Source organism: Streptomyces fildesensis, from assembly GCF_016107395.1.
Taxonomy (GTDB): Bacteria; Actinomycetota; Actinomycetes; order Streptomycetales; family Streptomycetaceae; genus Actinacidiphila; species Actinacidiphila fildesensis.
Map to the genome: position 1 here is coordinate 107,571 of NZ_JAAIKO010000014.1, position 17,426 is coordinate 124,996.

General features: G+C 71.1%; 13 protein-coding genes. 5 read left to right on the forward strand and 8 right to left on the reverse strand.

The features are described from left to right. The first annotated feature begins 64 nt into the window (after positions 1-64). The 5 genes from C6N31_RS20660 to C6N31_RS20680 all read left to right on the forward strand — a co-directional run bounded on the left by C6N31_RS20660 (position 65) and on the right by C6N31_RS20680 (position 6,444). A complete protein-coding gene (locus C6N31_RS20660; protein ID WP_138354288.1) occupies positions 65-691 on the forward strand; it encodes a DUF3000 domain-containing protein in 627 nt (208 codons plus the stop codon). 219 nt (positions 692-910) lie between these two features. Next, entirely contained in the window at positions 911-1,576 is a 666-nt protein-coding gene (locus C6N31_RS20665) for a response regulator transcription factor (RefSeq protein ID WP_138354287.1), read from the forward strand. Between the two features lie 86 nt (positions 1,577-1,662). After that, positions 1,663-2,925 (forward strand): HRDC domain-containing protein, encoded by a 1,263-nt coding sequence (locus tag C6N31_RS20670; RefSeq protein ID WP_138354286.1) that lies wholly within the window; start codon positions 1,663-1,665, stop codon positions 2,923-2,925. A 175-nt stretch (positions 2,926-3,100) separates the two neighbouring features. After that, positions 3,101-4,321 (forward strand): thiolase family protein, encoded by a 1,221-nt coding sequence (locus C6N31_RS20675; protein WP_138354285.1) that lies wholly within the window; start codon positions 3,101-3,103, stop codon positions 4,319-4,321. After that, complete coding sequence (locus C6N31_RS20680) at positions 4,318-6,444, forward strand: 3-hydroxyacyl-CoA dehydrogenase NAD-binding domain-containing protein (RefSeq protein ID WP_138354284.1); 2,127 nt, start codon at positions 4,318-4,320, stop codon at positions 6,442-6,444. Before C6N31_RS20675 ends, C6N31_RS20680 begins: the two co-directional genes overlap by 4 nt. Before the next feature lie 60 nt (positions 6,445-6,504). On the opposite strand, the gene C6N31_RS20685 is transcribed toward C6N31_RS20680, so the two are convergent. From C6N31_RS20685 to C6N31_RS20720, 8 genes are all read right to left on the reverse strand, one after another. After that, positions 6,505-7,503 carry an SPFH domain-containing protein gene (locus tag C6N31_RS20685; RefSeq protein ID WP_198357956.1) on the reverse strand — a complete coding sequence of 333 codons (999 nt, stop codon included), beginning with the start codon at positions 7,501-7,503 and terminating at the stop codon, positions 6,505-6,507. After that, the gene (locus C6N31_RS20690; RefSeq protein ID WP_138354282.1) at positions 7,500-8,807 is read right to left on the reverse strand and encodes a peptidoglycan-binding protein; all 1,308 of its coding nucleotides are present in this window, start codon (positions 8,805-8,807) and stop codon (positions 7,500-7,502) included. Before C6N31_RS20690 ends, C6N31_RS20685 begins: the two co-directional genes overlap by 4 nt. A 150-nt stretch (positions 8,808-8,957) precedes the next feature. Beyond that, entirely contained in the window at positions 8,958-9,764 is an 807-nt protein-coding gene (locus tag C6N31_RS20695) for a DsbA family protein (RefSeq protein WP_138354281.1), read from the reverse strand. Between the two features lie 103 nt (positions 9,765-9,867). Beyond that, the gene (locus C6N31_RS20700; protein ID WP_438817425.1) at positions 9,868-11,403 is read right to left on the reverse strand and encodes a glycosyltransferase family 39 protein; all 1,536 of its coding nucleotides are present in this window, start codon (positions 11,401-11,403) and stop codon (positions 9,868-9,870) included. A 21-nt stretch (positions 11,404-11,424) separates the two neighbouring features. Next, positions 11,425-12,867, reverse strand: coding sequence for an amino acid permease (locus C6N31_RS20705; protein WP_187145339.1), 1,443 nt, complete (start codon positions 12,865-12,867; stop codon positions 11,425-11,427). A 253-nt stretch (positions 12,868-13,120) separates the two neighbouring features. Next, the gene (dxs, locus tag C6N31_RS20710) at positions 13,121-15,049 is read right to left on the reverse strand and encodes a 1-deoxy-D-xylulose-5-phosphate synthase (RefSeq protein WP_138354279.1); all 1,929 of its coding nucleotides are present in this window, start codon (positions 15,047-15,049) and stop codon (positions 13,121-13,123) included. Positions 15,050-15,266: 217 nt separating this feature from the next. Further along, entirely contained in the window at positions 15,267-16,559 is a 1,293-nt protein-coding gene (locus C6N31_RS20715) for a sugar ABC transporter permease (RefSeq protein WP_138354278.1), read from the reverse strand. Continuing rightward, positions 16,556-17,344: an ATP-binding cassette domain-containing protein gene (locus tag C6N31_RS20720; RefSeq protein ID WP_138354277.1), complete on the reverse strand. Its 789-nt coding sequence runs from the start codon at positions 17,342-17,344 to the stop codon at positions 16,556-16,558. The genes C6N31_RS20715 and C6N31_RS20720 overlap by 4 nt, the downstream gene beginning before the upstream one ends. Positions 17,345-17,426 lie beyond the last annotated feature (82 nt).

The following is a 17,426-nucleotide window of genomic DNA, read 5'->3' on the forward strand; positions in this document are numbered from 1 at the left end:
TGCGACCCACGCGCCCGGGTGTTGCTCCACCCGTGGAGGCCGTGGGCGGCCTAGTCTTCCGGGCATGGCAGCGGTTCACGGGCACCTTGCGGACGGGGACGGCGCACCACTCCCCTTCCAGCGCGCGGTAGACGCGTTGAGTTCCGCGCGGGTACAGCCCGAAGTGGAGATCGATACGACAGCTCCGCCCAAGCGTCTCGCGTCGTACGCGTACGCGCTGGAGGCCGCGGTCGTGGTGGACGGCGAGGAGCTGGCCGACGGCCGGCTCATCCTGCTCCACGAACCGGACGGCCATGAGGCCTGGAACGGTACGTTCCGGCTGGTCACGCTGGTGCGCGCCGATCTGGAGCCGGAGATGGCGGTGGACCCGCTGCTGCCCGAGGTGAGCTGGTCGTGGCTGACCGGCGCCCTGGAGGCGCGCGGCGCGGAGTACACCGAACCGAGCGGCACGGTCTCGCGCAGTTCCTCGCACTACTTCGGCGGGATCGCGGAGCGGCCCGACGCGACGGCGATCGAGATCCGGGCGTCCTGGACACCGACCGAGGGCCCGGACGGGATCCCCGCCGTCGTGGACCACCTGGCGGCCTGGTGCGATCTGCTCTGCGCGTGCGCGGGGCTGCCGCCCACCGAGGGCCATGAGTCGCAGGACCTGCCCGGCGGCGTCGTGCCGATGCCCAAGCGGCGCGGCTGACTGCCCGTCCGGTATCCACGTACTTCCGCCCGTTTTCCCGGTATTCCGGCGCGGTTCCGCCGCGCACCCACCCGCCGCTCAACATGATCTTGTTCGAGTGAGCGTCCGATTTGCCGGAATTGTTACTCAACAAATCGTGATCATTCCCTAAAGGCCGGGGCAATTGCTGCCGAAGGAGACTGTGACCCTCTCAGTCCCCCCTTCGCCACAGGAGGCCCGGTGTCAGTTCTTCTCGAGCAGCCCACGAGCCTGGTCGCCTACCGTCCGAACAAGCCGACGGCCATGGTCGTCGTCGCCGACCCCCGCGTCCGATCCACCGTCACCCGGCACCTGTGGGCGCTCGGTGTGCGCGATGTGATCGAAGCCTCGTCGATCGCCGAGGCCCGGCCCCGGGTCAGCAGCCCCCGCGACATCTGCGTAGCCGATGTCCACCTCCCCGACGGTTCCGGCCTGACCCTTCTCGCCGAGACCCGCGCGGCCGGCTGGCCGAACGGCCTCGCGCTCTCCGCCGCCGATGACATCGGCGCCGTCCGCAACGCACTCGCGGGCGGCGTCAAGGGATACGTCGTCACCGGTACCCGCAACAACCTCGGCGGCATGCCGGGCCGTCCCGGCGCCGCGCCGGTCGGTTCGGCGGGCGCCCGTATGCAGCGCCGCCCGCCCGGCACGCCCGGCCACCCCGGTGGCTACCGCGAGCTCTCCGGCCGCGAGGTCGAGGTGCTGCGACTGGTCGCCGAAGGCCAGTCGAACAAGGCGATCGGCGTCTCGATGGGCCTGTCCGCGCTCACCGTGAAGAGCCACCTGGCCCGTATCGCCCGCAAGCTCGGCACCGGCGACCGGGCCGGAATGGTCGCTGTCGCCCTGCGTACGGGCATCATCCACTAGCCCTCCCACACCCCCGCATGACCACTGCGCCCGTCGACGGAACGTTCCGTCGACGGGCGTTCGCGATACACGGATACCCTTAGGGGGTGACCGACGCCCGAGAGACCGCAACAGAGGCTGCCCCGGCGCCGGTCCCGCTGCTGGACCCGCGCGAGGGAATCCCGCCGGTGACCGCCAGCCCGGAGGCCCTCGCAGACATCGTCGCGGCATTCGCCGCGGGCTCCGGTCCGGTCGCCGTGGATGCCGAGCGCGCGTCCGGATACCGCTACGGACAGCGGGCCTATCTGGTCCAGCTGCGCCGTACGGGAGCCGGGACCGCGCTGATCGACCCGGTCGGCTGCCCCGACCTGTCCACCTTGGGCGCTGCCCTCACCGACACCGAATGGGTGCTGCACGCCGCCACCCAGGACCTTCCGTGTCTCGACGAGATCGGTATGCGGCCCAAGAGCCTGTTCGACACCGAGCTGGCCGGCCGGCTCGCGGGCTTCCCCCGGGTCGGACTCGGCGCCATGGTCGAGAACGTCCTGGGGTTCGCCCTGGAGAAGGGCCACTCGGCCGTCGACTGGTCGACCCGCCCGCTCCCCGAGCCCTGGCTGCGGTACGCCGCGCTCGATGTCGAGCTGCTGGTCGACCTGCGGGACGCGCTCGAGGAGGAACTGCGCGAACAGGGCAAGCTGGACTGGGCGCTGCAGGAGTTCTCCGCCATCGCCACCGCTCCGCCGCCCTCGCCCCGGGTCGACCCGTGGCGGCGTACGTCGGGCATGCACAAGGTCCGCCGCCGCCGGCAGATCGGCGTGGTGCGCGAGCTGTGGCAGGCCCGCGACCAGGCCGCCCAGGAGCGGGACATCTCGCCGGGCCGCATCCTCACCGACGCCGCGATCGTCACGGCCGCCCTGGAGGGCCCGCCGAACGTGACGGTGCTCGCGACACTGCCCGGTTTCGGGCACCGGATGGGCCGCCGCCAGCTCGACCAGTGGCAGGCCGCGATCGACCGGGCCCGCGCCCTGCCGGAGCGGGAGCTGCCGCAGCCGGGACCGGCCTACGTCGGTCCCCCGCCGCCGCGCGCCTGGGCGGACAAGGACCCGGTGGCGGCTGCCCGGCTGTCCGCCGCGCGGGCCGCGGTGGGCAAGCTCGCCGAGGAGCTGAACCTGCCGCAGGAGAACCTGATCACCCCGGACACCGTGCGCCGGCTGTGCTGGGACCCGCCGGCCGAGGCCACCACCGAGGAGGTCGCGGCGGTACTGACCGGCTACGGAGCGCGCGCCTGGCAGGTCGGGCTGACCGCGCCGATCCTCACGGCGGCCCTCGCCGCCCAGCCCCCGGCGGCTCCGGAGGCCCCTGCGCCGTAGGGCCCGTCCGGGTCGGCACCCCCGCGGAACCCGGCCGGGAACGGCCTCGTCGCATGTGACGTTCGCCGCTCCGGGCGGGGGGACTGTCCCCGTTGGTTACTGGCTAGTAGCATGGGTGTCGTAGCCGCAGCCTCGCGCCCAGTGGCAGCGAATCCGCATCTGGAGGAGAGCCAACGTGCCTCGTACCGCTAGGGACGTCGTCTTTGTCGACGGCGTCCGCACCCCGTTCGGCAAGGCGGGCCCGAAGGGCATTTACCACGAGACCCGTGCCGACGATCTCGTGATCAAGTGCATCCGGGAGCTGCTGCGGCGCAACCCGGAACTGCCCGCCGAGCGGATCGACGAGGTGGCTCTCGCCGCCACCACGCAGATCGGCGACCAGGGTCTGACCCTCGGCCGCACCGCCGGCATCCTGGCCGGCCTGCCGACCACGGTCCCCGGGTACTCGATCGACCGCATGTGTGCCGGCGCGATGACCGCGGTGACCGCGGTCGCCGGCGGCATCGCCTTCGGTGCGTACGACGTCGCCGTGGCCGGCGGTGTCGAGCACATGGGCCGTCACCCGATGGGTGAGGGCGTGGACCCGAACCCGCGCTTCGTCTCGGAGAAGCTGGTCGACGAGTCCGCCCTCTTCATGGGCATGACCGCGGAGAACCTGCACGACCGCTACCCGGCCATCACCAAGCAGCGCGTCGACGAGTACGCCGTGCGCAGCCAGGAGAAGGCCGCCAAGGCGTACGCCAACGGCAAGATCCAGCAGGACCTGGTGCCGGTCTCCGTGCGCAACAGCAACCCCGAGGCCGGCGAGACCGGCTGGGGTCTGGCGACCGCGGACGAGCCGATGCGCCCGGGCACCACCCTGGAGCAGCTGGCCGGCCTCAAGACGCCGTTCCGCGCCCACGGCCGGGTCACCGCGGGTAACGCGGCGGGCCTGAACGACGGCGCGACCGCGTCGCTGCTCGCCGCCGAGGACGTCGCCGTCGAGCTGGGCCTGCCGGTCCGGATGCGTCTGGTCTCGTACTCCTTCGTGGGTGTCGAGCCCGAGGTCATGGGCATCGGCCCGGTCCCGGCGACCGAGAAGGCGCTGGCGCAGGCCGGTCTGACGATCGACGACATCGGCCTCTTCGAGGCCAACGAGGCGTTCGCCGTCCAGGTGCTCGCCTTCCTCGACCACTTCGGCATCGCGGACGACGACCCGCGTGTCAACCAGTACGGCGGCGCGATCGCGTTCGGCCACCCGCTGGCCTCCTCCGGCGTCCGGCTGATGACGCAGCTGGCCCGCCAGTTCGAGGAGCAGCCGCACGTCCGCTACGGCCTGACGACCATGTGCGTCGGGTTCGGCATGGGCGGAACGGTCATCTGGGAGAACCCGCACTTCGACGGAGGCAGCAAGTGACATCCACCGCCGAGCTTTTGAAGGGTGCGGCCGAGCTGTTCCCCGATGAGGTCGTAACGAGCGCGCACGTGCGCCACCTCGACCTCCCGGGCGCCGGACGCTTCGCGCTCATCACGCTGGACAACGGCCTGGACCACACCAAGCCGACCACCTTCGGCCCGCAGTCGCTGGCCAACCTCGACGCGGCGATCGACCAGGTCGAGGCCGAGGCCGCCGAGGGCACCATCACCGGTATCGGTGTCACCGGCAAGCCGTTCATCTTCGCGGTCGGCGCCGACCTCAAGGGCGTCGAGCTGCTGAAGCGCCACGAGGACGCGCTCGCCATCGGCAAGGGCGGCCACGAGGTCTTCAAGCGGCTCTCGCACCTCGCCGTCCCGACCTTCGCGTACTACAACGGCGCGGCGATGGGCGGCGGTGTCGAGGTGGGCCTGCACTGCGCCTACCGCACCGTCTCCGCGGCGCTGCCGGCGTTCTCGCTCCCCGAGGTCTTCCTCGGTCTCGTTCCGGGCTGGGGTGGCTGCACCCTGCTGCCGAACCTGATCGGCGCGGACCGCGCGGTGACCGTCGTCATCGAGAACTCGCTGAACCAGAACCGTCAGCTCAAGGGCCGGCAGGTCTTCGAGCTCGGCATCGCCGACGCGCTCTTCGAGGGTGCGGACTTCCTGGAGCAGTCGCTGGCGTGGACCGCCGCCGTACTGCGCGGCGAGATCGTGGTGGACCGCCCCGAGATCGACCGCGGTACGGCCTGGGACCAGGCCGTCGAGCGCGGCAGGGGCATCGCCGACTCCAAGGTGCACGGCGCCGCCCCGGCCGCGTACCGCGCGCTGGAGATCATCGCCAACGCCAAGGACGGCGACCTGCAGGCGGGCTTCGACGCCGAGGACACCGCTCTCGCGGACCTCATCATGGGCGGCGAGCTGCGCAGCGGCATCTACGCCTTCAACCTGGTGCAGAAGCGCGCCAAGCGCCCGGCCGGTGCGCCGGACAAGAACCTGGCCCGCCCGGTCACCAAGGTCGGCGTCGTCGGCGCGGGCCTGATGGCCTCGCAGCTGGCGCTGCTCTTCGCCCGCCGTCTGGAGGTGCCGGTCGTGCTGACCGACATCGACCAGGAGCGCATCGACAAGGGCGTGGGCTACGTCCACGGCGAGATCGACAAGCTGCTCGGCAAGCGCCGCATCAAGCAGGACCAGGCCAACCGCCTCAAGGCGCTGGTGACCGGTTCGCTCGACAAGGCCGCCGGTTTCGGTGACGCGGACTTCATCATCGAGGCCGTGTTCGAGGAGATGGGCGTCAAGCAGCAGGTCTTCGCGGAGGTCGAGGCGGTCGCCCCGGCGCACGCGATCCTCGCCACCAACACCTCCTCGCTGTCCGTCACCGAGATGGCGTCGAAGCTGAAGAACCCCGAGCGGGTCGTCGGCTTCCACTTCTTCAACCCGGTCGCGATCCTCCCGCTGCTGGAGATCGTGCGCGGCGAGTCGACGGACGACGCTTCGCTGGCCACCGCGTTCGGTGTGGCACGCAAGCTCAAGAAGACCGCGGTGCTCTGCAAGGACGCCCCGGCGTTCGTGGTGAACCGGATCCTGACCCGCTTCATGGGTGAGATCCAGAACATCATCGACGAGGGCACCCCGGTCGAGGTCGCCGAGAAGGGCATCGACCCGCTCGGCCTGCCGATGTCGCCGCTGGTGCTCCTGGAGCTGGTCGGCCCGGCCATCGGGCTGCATGTCTCCGAGACCCTCAACCGGGCGTTCCCCGACCGGTTCACCGTCTCGAAGAACCTGGCCGCGGTGGTCAAGGCCGGCAAGCGCGGCTTCTACGTCTACGACTCCGGCAAGCCGGAGCTGGACCCCGAGGTCGCCGCGCTGCTGGTGCAGGGCGACTCGGTGCTCACCGAGGAGCAGGTCCGCGCCCGGGTGCTGGACGCCGTGGCGCAGGAGATCGGCCTCATGCTCGACGAGGGTGTCGTCGCCGAGGCGCAGGACATCGACCTGTGCCTGATCACCGGTGCCGGCTGGCCCTTCCACCTGGGCGGGATCACCCCGTACCTGGACCGCGAGGGTGTCTCGCAGCGGGTGAACGGCAAGCCGTTCCTCGCCCCGGGCATCGCGAGCGTCCCGGCGTAACGCCGTGAGTGACGCCCCCGGCCGGGTCCTGACCGCAGCTGGTCAGGACCCGGCCGGGGGCTACTTCCTCGGCACCTCGGCCGCCGGGCCACGAGCCGTGTAGAACGCCACGGTCAAGTCCCTGACCAGCGACTTCCGCTCGTAGTCGTCGAGCTGGACCAGCCCGCGGTCGGTCAGACCGCGCACCGTCTCGGCAACCGCCGCGAGCACGTCGTCGAGCACCGCCCGGCGGTGCCTGGCGTCGAGCGCGGTGACCTGGGCACGCCGCATCGCGGCGGCCACCTCGGGTGCGTACTCCAGGCGTACGGGCTGCGCCGAGAAGACCTCGACGCCGACCGGGCGCATATCGGCGGCGAGCAGCCGGGTGAGCTGGTCGCCGAGGCGTTCCGAGTCCCGCAGGGTGGGCCCGGAGCCGCGGAAGTCGTCCGCGGGCAGCCGGGAGACGGCGCGGGTGACCGCGCACTCCACCTGTTCGCGCAGGTAGCGCGAGTGGTCGTCGATGGCGAAGGCGGCCCGGGCGGTGTCCCGGACCCGCCAGACGATCAGGACGCTGGCGTGCAGCGGGGTGCCGTCCGCGTCGACCGTCTCGATGGCGCGGCTGCGCCAGTGCCGCAGGCTGACGTCCATCCGGCGGCGGCCGAGCAGCGGACTGATCCACAGCAGTCCGGTCTCCCGGACGCTGCCCTGGTAGGCGCCGTGCCGGGTGAGCACCCAGACCTTGCCGGGACGGCCCCGGGTGAGGCCGCCCGCGGCGAACGCGGTCAGCGCGCCGAGCAGCAGCACCGCCCCCCACAGACCGGTCAGGTCCCGGGGTGCCGGCGCCTCGGGCAGCACGATGTGGCCGGCGAGCCGCTCGGGCAGCGCGCCCGTCCGCCACAGCAGCCAGCCGCCGGCGGCCGCAGCGACCAGCGCGGTGAGCGCCGCGGTCCAACCCGGCAGGCAGCGGCCGGGCCTCTCGACGAGATCGGAAACGGTGACGGTGGCGGCGGTGGGGAGGACGGCGGGGAGGACGGCGGTGGCGGCCAGGGCCGCGTCCGCCGTGGGTGCGTGAGTCGTCACAGGAAGAGTCGTCTCCAGGTCTCCGGTCCGGGATAGCCGTCCGCGTCGCGCCCGGACCAGCCCTGGGCGCGCTGGAACGCCTCGACGGCGCGGCGGTCGGCCTCGCCCCAGGTACGGCTGGGGCCCACGCGGTAGCTCTTGCCGAAGCCCTTGGCGACGAGGCGCCGTCCGAGGGTCAGCACTTGGTCGTTGGACTGTCCTGGGCGGAAGGAAGCGGCGCCCGGGTAACGGGGTGCCGTGGAGCCGCCGACCGGCCGCGTCGTGGGGGTGCCCGCGGCGATGTTCTTACCGGTGCCCTCCACCAGGTATCCCCAGGTGGTGGGTCCTGGCAGGCCGTCGGCGTCGCTGCCGGTCCAGCCCTGGGCGCGCTGGAAGGCGCTGGTGGCGCTGCGGTCGGCGTCGCCCCAGAGCGGGCCGGGTCCGACGATGTAGTAGGGCCTGGCACCGCGGGTCATGAGCATGGTGCCCAGCCGGGTGACATTGGCGTTGTTCGCGCCGGGTCCGAAGGCGGCGGTGCCGGGATAGCCGTTGCTCCCCGTCGTGCCGGTGCTCCCCGGTGTCCCCGGTGTCCCCGGTGTCCCCGGTGTCCCTGTGCCGCCCGATCCCGGACTGCCGGTGCCGGAGTCCAGGTACTTGTACCGGTAGGCGACGTACTTGTCGGAGTTGGTCCAGTAGGCCATCGGCGTCGTCTGGGCGCGGGTGTGCGGCTGGGTCTGCTCGATCGCGGTGTACAGGTGGTGCCCGGAGTCGGCCCAGCCGTCGAAGATGACGGCGTGCGAGCCCTTCTCCGGAGCCGCCTGGTTGTGGAACAGCAGGATGTCACCGGGCAGCAGATCGTCCCGGTCGATCCGTCTCGCGTAGTCCGGCAGGCTGCCGGTCCATGCGTTGGTGCCGAGGCCCCAGGCCATGGAGATGAAGCCCGAGCAGTCCTGGCGGTAACCGTCCGACCAGTACGCGGACATGCTGTAGGGCACCTCGGCGTCCACCCAGCGCTGTGCCCGGTCCAGGATCTGGTCCCGCGTCAGATGCAGCGGGGCAGGAGCCGGGACCGGCGCCCTGAGCAGGGCGTGGCCGAGCATGGAACCGGTGGCGGCGCTCGGTGCGGTGGCCGCGGCGACCGCACCCGCTCCGCCGCTGATGGCCGTGCCCGCGGCGGCCGCCACGACCATCACACGGGTGGCCGCGGTGGTGCTGCAGCCGGTGCCGGTGTCCCGCGTCACCGAGTCGGCGAGGCGCTGTCGCGCGCATTCCTCGCAGACACAGCCGGAGAGCGGTTCTACCTCGTCGAACAACGGTATGGACATGCGCACACTCCTCCGTGATCGGGCGTCACATGCCTTCAATACCCGATTTCGCCAGAAAGTTGACGAAATGTCGGATACGTCTTGGCCAGGTGATGACGCGCCCGGTCACGGAGGGGTGGAAAAAGGTGCGGAAAGGGTGCGGAAAGACCCTCAGCTCGCGAGGCTCGGCTGCCCGGACGGAACGGTCTCGTCGGACACCTTCTTGGCCTCCTTCTCCACCATCGAGCGCAGCTTGACCGGCGTCAGCGACGTCTGGACGTCGGGCACCGTCTCGCCGTTGATCTGGACAACGGGCACCTCACCGTAGGCGCCTGACACGAAGTCGGACTCGGACCTCGCGACCCAGCCTTCGTGGTCGTTGCCCTTCATGCACGGGACGAACTTGCCCTCGTCGATCTTCCCGGCCTTCTCCGACAGCTCCTTCAGCAGCTTCTGGCTGCTCAGCGCGTCGTCCGACGGATCCGGCTGCCGGTTCCAGACCTGCTGCACGAACTGCGTGTACCGCCCCTGGTCCTGGGCGCACGCGGCCGCGTTGGCGGCGGCCCGGGAGCCGTGGCCGCCCAGCTGGGAGTCGGTGTGGGTGACCAGCCGGTACTGGATCTCCACCTGCCCGGTCGCCAGCAGCTTCGTGAAGGTGTCCGCGTACTGCTCGGCGAACGCCTTGGACTGCGGGCTGCGCAGGTCCTCGTAGACGGTCAGCGTCACCGGGACGCTCGGCCTGACCGGCACCGCCAGCTTCGCCTGGCCGTCCGGGCCCGCCGCGTTCGCGGGCGGCTTCACCTTGTCCGCCTTCGCGCCGCGCACATGCGCGCCGATGGCCGCGGACGCCCCGAACACCACCACGAGCACCACAACGCCCGCGGCGTACGGCCGCCAGCGCTGCAGAAGACCCTTACGGGGCGCCGCCCCGGAGTCCGCCGTGTCGTTCCGGTCCTTGAGTCCCTTGGACTCCGTCATGAAATACCGCCACCTCGATCAGCGTGCTCTGCTACGTCGCCTGTATACCACCGGGACGTGTCGGGACCGGTCCGGGGGCCCTGGCGGAGGCCCTGCGTGAGGGTCAGCGAAGGGCCGGGGCCCGGGCGTAGAGGACCGCGCCTCCGACGGTGTCCACCGGGCGGTATCCGGCGTCCAGCATCCGCTGCAGGCTGGGCGTCAGGGCCGGGCCGTACGGCGCTCCGCGCGAGTCGTCGACGATCAGGTCGGCCGGGCGCAGCGCCGCCTCCTCGCCGAAGGTGCGCCAGGCGCCGGGGACCGCGTACTCCTCCCCCACCCGGGCGCCGCCGCGGCCGCCGCTGAAGTTCGTCAGGAAGCCGGCGGTCAGATAGCGGCTCGCGGGGGCGCGGCCGGAGAGCCAGTACTGCTCGGGGTGCATGCCCCACACCAGAACGGTGTCCCCGGGGCCGGTACGGGCCCGTACGGCGGCGGCGACGGCGTCGGCGTGGTCCAGCTCGGCCCGCGGCGCGGTCAGGCCCCAGACGGCGAATGCGGCGCTCGCGAGCACCGTCCAGGCGGTGGCCGCGGGCCACCAGCGCGGCAGCCCGCGCAGCGCGGCCACCCCGATGAGCACCAGCGGCGGGATCAGCTGCAGGAAGTAGTGGCCGTAGAACTGGAAGCCGAAGACCGCTCCGAGCGCCGAGGCGCCCAGCCAGACCCAGAGGTCGGCGGGCAGCCGTTCCGCGCCGCTCCGGCGGGCCAGCGTGAGGACCGTGGGGACGACGAAGGCCGCCCCGGCGGCGGCCAGTATCCCGGCGTTCCCCAGGCCCCGCCCCAGCGCCACGCCCCAGGCGCCCGACGCGGAGGCGTAGGACCCGGAGCCGGTGACCGTCCAGAACAGGAACCGGGACGGGCCGGTGAAGCCGGCGACGCCCGCCACCGGCAGGGCGCAGCCGGCGACCAGCCGCAGCACGGCGACCCCGCCGGGCGGCTCCGGCGCGCGCCGGGCGCTCCACAGCATCCACAGCACCGGCAGCAGCGCCGCGCCGCCGGTCTGCTTGGTCAGCGCCGCCCCCGCGACGGCCAGGCCCGCCAGCGCCCAGCGACGGCGGTCGGCCGCCCAGAAGGCCAGTACGGTCCACGGCAGCATGAACACACCGAACGAGGCGGCCTGGGTGTCCTCGGGAGCCAGGCCGATGGAGAGCAGCAGATACCCGGCGCCCGCGGCGGCGCCCGCCCGGTTCCCCCAGCGGCGGCGGGCGACGGACGCGAGCAGCAGGGCGGTGCCGAGCTGCGCCACGACGGCGGCGGCACGCAGCGGCCACAGCGAGGCGTCGCCGAAGACCGCGAACAGCCCCTCGTAGAGCCAGGGCAGCAGCGGCGGCTTGCGGTCCACGACGGTGTCGTAGAGCACCCCGCCGTGCGCGAGCATCCGGGCCTGCACGGCGAGGTAGCCCTCGTCGGGGTTCCAGACCGGGCGCAGGAACGACGGAGCGCGGACGAGGGTGGCGAGCACGGCGAGCACCGCCGCCAGCCGCAGCCAGTAGCGGTCCGGCGGCCGCAGCCGCCGGGCCCGACGGCGGGCGCCCCCGCCGTCCTCCTCGCTCGGGGCGGGGAGTCCGGCGGGGGCGCCGCTCGTGATCTTCGGGGCCGATGGCACGCCTGACAACGTACCGGTCCGTCAGGCGCCCTTGTTGGCGCGGTTCATACGGCTGTGGCTGCGTCCGTACAGGAAGTAGACGACGACACCGATCACCATCCAGATCCCGAACCGCAGCCAGGTCTCGCTCGGCAGGTTCAGCATCAGCCACAGCGAGGCGGCCACCGAGGCGATCGGCAGCACGGGCACCCACGGGGTACGGAAGGAACGCGGCAGGTCGGGCCGGGTGCGGCGCAGGATGATGACGCCGACCGCGACGAGGACGAAGGCGAAGAGGGTGCCGATGTTCACCAGCGCCGCCAGCTCCGAGATGCTGGTGAAGCCCGCGATGACGGCGATGAGCACGCCCAGCAGGATCGTCGAGCGGTACGGAGTGCGGAACTGCGGGTGGACCCGGGAGAAGAACCGGGGAATGAGCCCGTCGCGGCTCATCGCGAAGAACACCCGGGTCTGGCCGAGCAACAGGATCATGCAGACCGTGGTGAGGCCGACCGCGGCCCCGAAACTGATGACGCCCGCGAACCACGGGTGCCCGGTCGCCTTGAAGGCGTCGGCGAGCGGCGCGTCCACCGACAGTTCGGTGTACTTCTGCATACCGGTGACGACGACCGACACGGCGACGTACAGCGCCGTACAGATGAAGAGCGAGCCGAGGATGCCGCGCGGCATGTCCCGCTGCGGGTTCTTGGTCTCCTCGGCCGCGGTCGCCACGATGTCGAAGCCGATGAAGGCGAAGAAGACGACGGCCGCGGCGGTGAAGATGCCCTGGACACCGAAGCTCGTCGGCGCGTATCCGAACAGCACCTGGATGAGCGGCGACTTGAGACCGGACTCCTTGACGGAACTGATCGCGGGCGGAAGGAAGGGCTTGTAGTTCTCGCTGTGGATGAAGAACGCGCCGGCGATGATGACCAGCAGCACCACGGCCACCTTGATCGCGACGACCACCGTGGTGACCCGCGCGGAGAGCTTCATACCGAGGACGAGGATCCCGGTCAGCAGCAGCACCAGCAGGAACGCCAGGAGGTCGAAGCCGAACCCGTTCGTGTCACTGGTGCCGGACAGCGCCTGCGGCAGATGCCAGCCCGCGTTGTCCAGCAGCGACCGCACATAGCCGGACCAGCCGACCGCGACCACCGCCGTACCGAGCGCGAACTCCAGCACCAGGTCCCAGCCGATGATCCACGCCGGGAGCTCGCCGAGGGTGGCGAAGGAGAACGTGTACGCGGACCCGGCGACCGGGACCGTGGAGGCCAGTTCGGCGTAGCAGATGGCCGCGAGCCCGCACACCACACCGGCCGCGACGAAGGCGAGGGCGACAGCGGGCCCGGCGTTGTTCTTCGCCACCGTGCCGGTGAGGACGAAGATGCCGGTGCCGATGATGACACCGACGCCGAAGACCGTGAGGTCCAGGGCCGACAGCGACCTCTTGAGCTGGTGCTCCGGCTCCTCGGTGTCCTGCATGGACTGCTCGACGGACTTGGTCCGGAAGAGCCCGTCCGGATTCCTGCCCGACGTCGGCGGGTTGTCCTGCGTACTCGTACTCACCGGCGCGCCTCCTGTTCGTCCTGCCGACAGGTTGGGGGGCGTCGGCAGTCGCTACTCCACTCCCAAGGTTCGCTTCACCCGAATAGGCGCGCCTATGCCTACGCCAATGGGTGAGGGGGTCCACCCGGATGGGTGGACCCCCTCACTCGACAGCTCCGCGGAACGGACCTCAGTCGCTGACCGCCGCCGGCTCGGCCGATCCGACGCTCTCGCCGTACCGGCCGTCGATCGTCGCGACCAGACCGGTGACCTGGCGTGCGATGTCGGGCGCGGTCAGCCCGATCTCGGCCATGACCTCCTTGCGGGAGGCGTGGTCCAGGAACTCCGCCGGGATGCCGAAGTCGCGCAGCGGTACGTCCACGTCCGCGTCGCGCAGCGCCTGCGAGATCGCCGAGCCGACGCCGCCGGCCCGGCAGTTGTCCTCGACGGTGACCACGACGCGGTGGCCGGCCGCGAGCCCGGGCAGCGCCGCGTCCACCGGCTTGACCCAGCGCGGGTCGACGACGGTGGTGGTGATGCCCTGGGCGTCGAGCAGATCGGCGATCTCCAGGCACATCGGGGCGAGGGCGCCGACCGAGACCAGCAGGACGTCGGGGCGCTCGCCCTCGGGCACCTTCCGGAGCACGTCCATGCCGCCGACCCGGCCGACGGCCTTGACCGCCGGGCCGACCGCGCCCTTGGAGTACCGGACGACGGTGGGCGCGTCGTCGACCTCGACGGCCTCGCGCAGCTGGGCGCGGACCTGGTCGGCGTCGCGCGGCGCGGCGATCCGCAGACCGGGTACGACCTGGAGGATCGACATGTCCCACATGCCGTTGTGCGAGGCGCCGTCGGTGCCGGTGACACCGGCCCGGTCCAGCACGAAGGTGACACCGCACTTGTGCAGCGCCACATCCATCAGCACCTGGTCGAAGGCGCGGTTCAGGAACGTCGCGTACACGGCGAAGACCGGGTGCAGGCCGCCGGTGGCCAGGCCCGCGGCCGAGACGGCGGCGTGCTGCTCGGCGATGCCGACGTCGTAGACCCGGTTCGGGAAGACCTTCGCGAACTTGTCCAGGCCGACCGGCTGCAGCATCGCGGCGGTGATCGCGACGATGTCCTCGCGCTCCCTGCCGAGCTTGACCATCTCCTCACCGAAGACCGAGGTCCAGTCGGCGCCGGAGGCGGCGATCGGCAGGCCGGTGTCCGGGTGGATGGGGCCGATGCCGTGGAAGCGGTCCGCCTCGTCCTGCTCGGCCGGGCGGTAGCCGCGGCCCTTCTCGGTGAGGCAGTGCACGATGACGGGGCCGCCGAAGCGCTTGGCGCGCTGCAGCGCCGACTCCAGCGCGTCCACGTCATGGCCGTCGATCGGGCCGACGTACTTCAGGCCCAGGTCCTCGAACATGCCCTGCGGGGCGATGAAGTCCTTGAGGCCCTTCTTGGCGCCGTGCAGCGTCTCGTAGAGCGGCTGTCCGATGAGCGGGGTGCGCTCCAGCAGGTCCTTGGTGCGGGACAGGAAGCGCTCGTAGCCGTCGGTGGTGCGCAGCGTCGCCAGGTGGTCGGCGAGCCCGCCGATCGTCGGGGCGTAGCTGCGCTCGTTGTCGTTGACGACGATGACGAGCGGCCGGTCCCGGGCGGCGGCGATGTTGTTCAGCGCCTCCCAGGCCATACCGCCGGTCAGCGCGCCGTCACCGATGACGGCCACCACGTGGTCCTGCTTGCCGAGCACCTCGTTGGCCTTGGCGAGGCCGTCGGCCCAGCCGAGGACCGTCGAGGCGTGGCTGTTCTCGATGACGTCGTGCTCGGACTCGGCGCGCGAGGGGTAGCCGGAGAGGCCGCCCTTGCTCTTGAGCCGGGTGAAGTCCTGCCGTCCGGTGAGCAGCTTGTGCACATAGGACTGGTGCCCTGTGTCGAAGAGCACCTTGTCCCGGGGCGAGTCGAAGACCCGGTGCAGGGCGATGGTCAGCTCCACCACACCGAGGTTGGGGCCCAGGTGTCCGCCGGTCTTGGAGACCGCGTCGACGAGGAAGGTACGGATCTCGCCCGCCAGCTCCACCAGCTGCTCCTGGCTGAGCCGGTCGAGGTCGCGCGGTCCCTTGATACGGGTCAGCAGCGCCACCCGTGCCTCCTATGCAGTCGAACTGGTCGATCCGTCGAGTCTAATGTTCCCCGTGCGACACCGTGGAGCGCCCCGTGCGACGTTTGTCACCCGCGACCCACCCGCAGCGCACCCGCGGACCACCCGGCAACACGAATGCCCGGTGCAGGGATGATCATCCCCGCACCGGGCCGGTGCCGCCACACCACCGACATGCGGAGGTGTGTGCGATGGAGCGTTACGCGCGACCGGAGGCCTTCTGCGTCTTGCGCGACACCGAGTCGATGACCACGGCGGCGAGCAGTACGGCGCCGGTGATCATGTACTGCAGCGAGGTGTTCATGTTCAGCAGGTCGAGACCGGTCTGGATGGACTGGATGACGAGCATGCCGAGCAGGGCGGACCAGGTGTTGCCGCGACCGCCGAAGAGGCTGGTGCCACCGATGACCGCGGCCGCGATGGCCAGCATCAGGAGGTTGCCGCTACCGGCGGCGAGCGTCGCGGTGTAGGTCTGCGCGGCGAGGAACAGACCGCCGGCCGCCGCGAAGCCGCCGGAGATGGCGAACACCGAGATACGGATCAGGGCCACGTTGATACCGGCACGGCGGGCGGCCTCGATGCTGCCACCGACGGCGAAGATCTTGCGGCCGTACGAGGTGCGCCGCAGGACGAAGTCGGTGAGCACGAGCGCCACGAGGAAGATCACCAGGGCGTTGGGCACACCCGCCGCCTGGTTCAGCACGTACGCGGCGACGAAGGAGACCACGGCCAGCGCACCGACACGTACGGCGATCTCGCCGGTCGGCCGGTACGGGACCCCGGCCTGGCGGCGGCGGCGCTGCTCGATGAGCGAGCCGGCGAGCAGGGCGACGGTGCCGAGACCCGCCAGCAGGTACGCGCCGGCGATGTCCTGGTTCATGAAGAAGGAGCGCTGCCCGAGCAGGTGCAGCGGGCCCTTGTCCTGGATCGAGAGGCTGCCGGTGTCGCCCAGCAGCCACAGCATCAGGCCGTTCCAGCCGAGGTTGCCGGCGAGGGTGACCACGAAGGCCGGCACACCGATCTTGGCGAAGAAGTAACCGTGCAGCGCGCCGATGGCGATACCGGTCAGGAGGGTCAGGAAGACGGCCAGCCAGGGATTCACACCGTGTGTCGTCGCCAGGATGGCGAAGACGGCGGCCGACAGACCACTGACGGAGGCAACCGACAGGTCGATCTCACCGAGCAGCAGCACGAAGACCAGGCCGATGGCGATCATGCCGGTGGCGGACATGAAGTAGCTGATGTTGAGCATGTTGCCGGCGCTCAGGAACAGGCTGTCCTGGGACTGGAACACGGACCAGATGATGATCAGACCGACGACGACGGGCAGCGAGCCGAGCTCACCACCGCGCACCTTGCGCTTGAACTCGGTCAGATAGCCCTTGAGTCCCTCTTCGCGGACCAGCAGTCGCGGGTCGACGACGGGGATCGCCGCCGCGGTGGGGTCTTCGGCCGGGGGCGTGTCCTTCACCGTCTTGGACAGGTCGCTCACTTTGCCGCCTCCGTGTTGCGCGCCTGACGACGGGTCACGGCGTTCTCCGTGGCTCCGGTGATCGCCGCGATGATCTCTTCGGGACTGGTGTCCTTCACCGGGAAGGCACCGTTGTTCTTGCCGAGCCGCAGGACGGACACCGTGTCCGCCACGGCGCGCACATCGGCCATGTTGTGGCTGATGAGGATGACGGCGAGGCCACGCTCGCGCAGCCGCTCGACCAGGTCGAGGACCTGGGCGGTCTGCTCCACGCCGAGGGCGGCGGTGGGCTCGTCGAGGATGACGACCTTCGGCTCACCGATCAGGGCGCGGGCGATGGCGACGACCTGTCGCTGACCACCGGACAGACTCGCGATCGGGATGCGGACGCTCGGGATGCGGATCGACAGGGTGTCGAGCAGCTCGCGGGCGCGCTGCTCCATCGTCACCTCGTCGAGCGCGAGCCCGCGGCGCAGTTCGCGGCCCAGGTAGAGATTGCCGACGACATCGAGGTTGTCGCACAGCGCGAGGTCCTGGTAGACGGTGGCGATGCCGAGGCCCTGGGCGTCGTGCGGCCGGTCGATGCTGACCGGCGTGCCCTCCCACTCGATGACGCCTTCGTCGATCGGGTGCACACCGGCGATCGTCTTGACCAGAGTGGACTTGCCGGCACCGTTGTCACCGACTAGCGCGACGACCTGACCGGTATGGACCTCCAGCTCGACATCGGTGAGGGCTTGCACCGCACCGAATCGCTTGGAGACTCCGCGCAACGCCAGCACGGGCGTAGCGGACACGTGAATCATCTCCTTCGCCGCCTGACCGGCGGGGATGCCGCGCCCTGGGAGAGGCGCGGAAGGACGTGCAAGAAGCACAGGATTACAAAGT

Bases quoted from the DNA above. Each gene is read 5' to 3' on its own strand.
- C6N31_RS20695 (WP_138354281.1), bottom strand. From the start codon at position 9,764: ATGACGGAGTCCAAGGGACTCAAGGACCGGAACGACACGGCGGACTCC.
- C6N31_RS20720 (WP_138354277.1), bottom strand. From the start codon at position 17,344: ATGATTCACGTGTCCGCTACGCCCGTGCTGGCGTTGCGCGGAGTCTCC.
- C6N31_RS20660 (WP_138354288.1), top strand. From the start codon at position 65: ATGGCAGCGGTTCACGGGCACCTTGCGGACGGGGACGGCGCACCACTC.
- C6N31_RS20705 (WP_187145339.1), bottom strand. From the start codon at position 12,867: ATGCAGGACACCGAGGAGCCGGAGCACCAGCTCAAGAGGTCGCTGTCG.
- C6N31_RS20690 (WP_138354282.1), bottom strand. From the start codon at position 8,807: ATGTCCATACCGTTGTTCGACGAGGTAGAACCGCTCTCCGGCTGTGTC.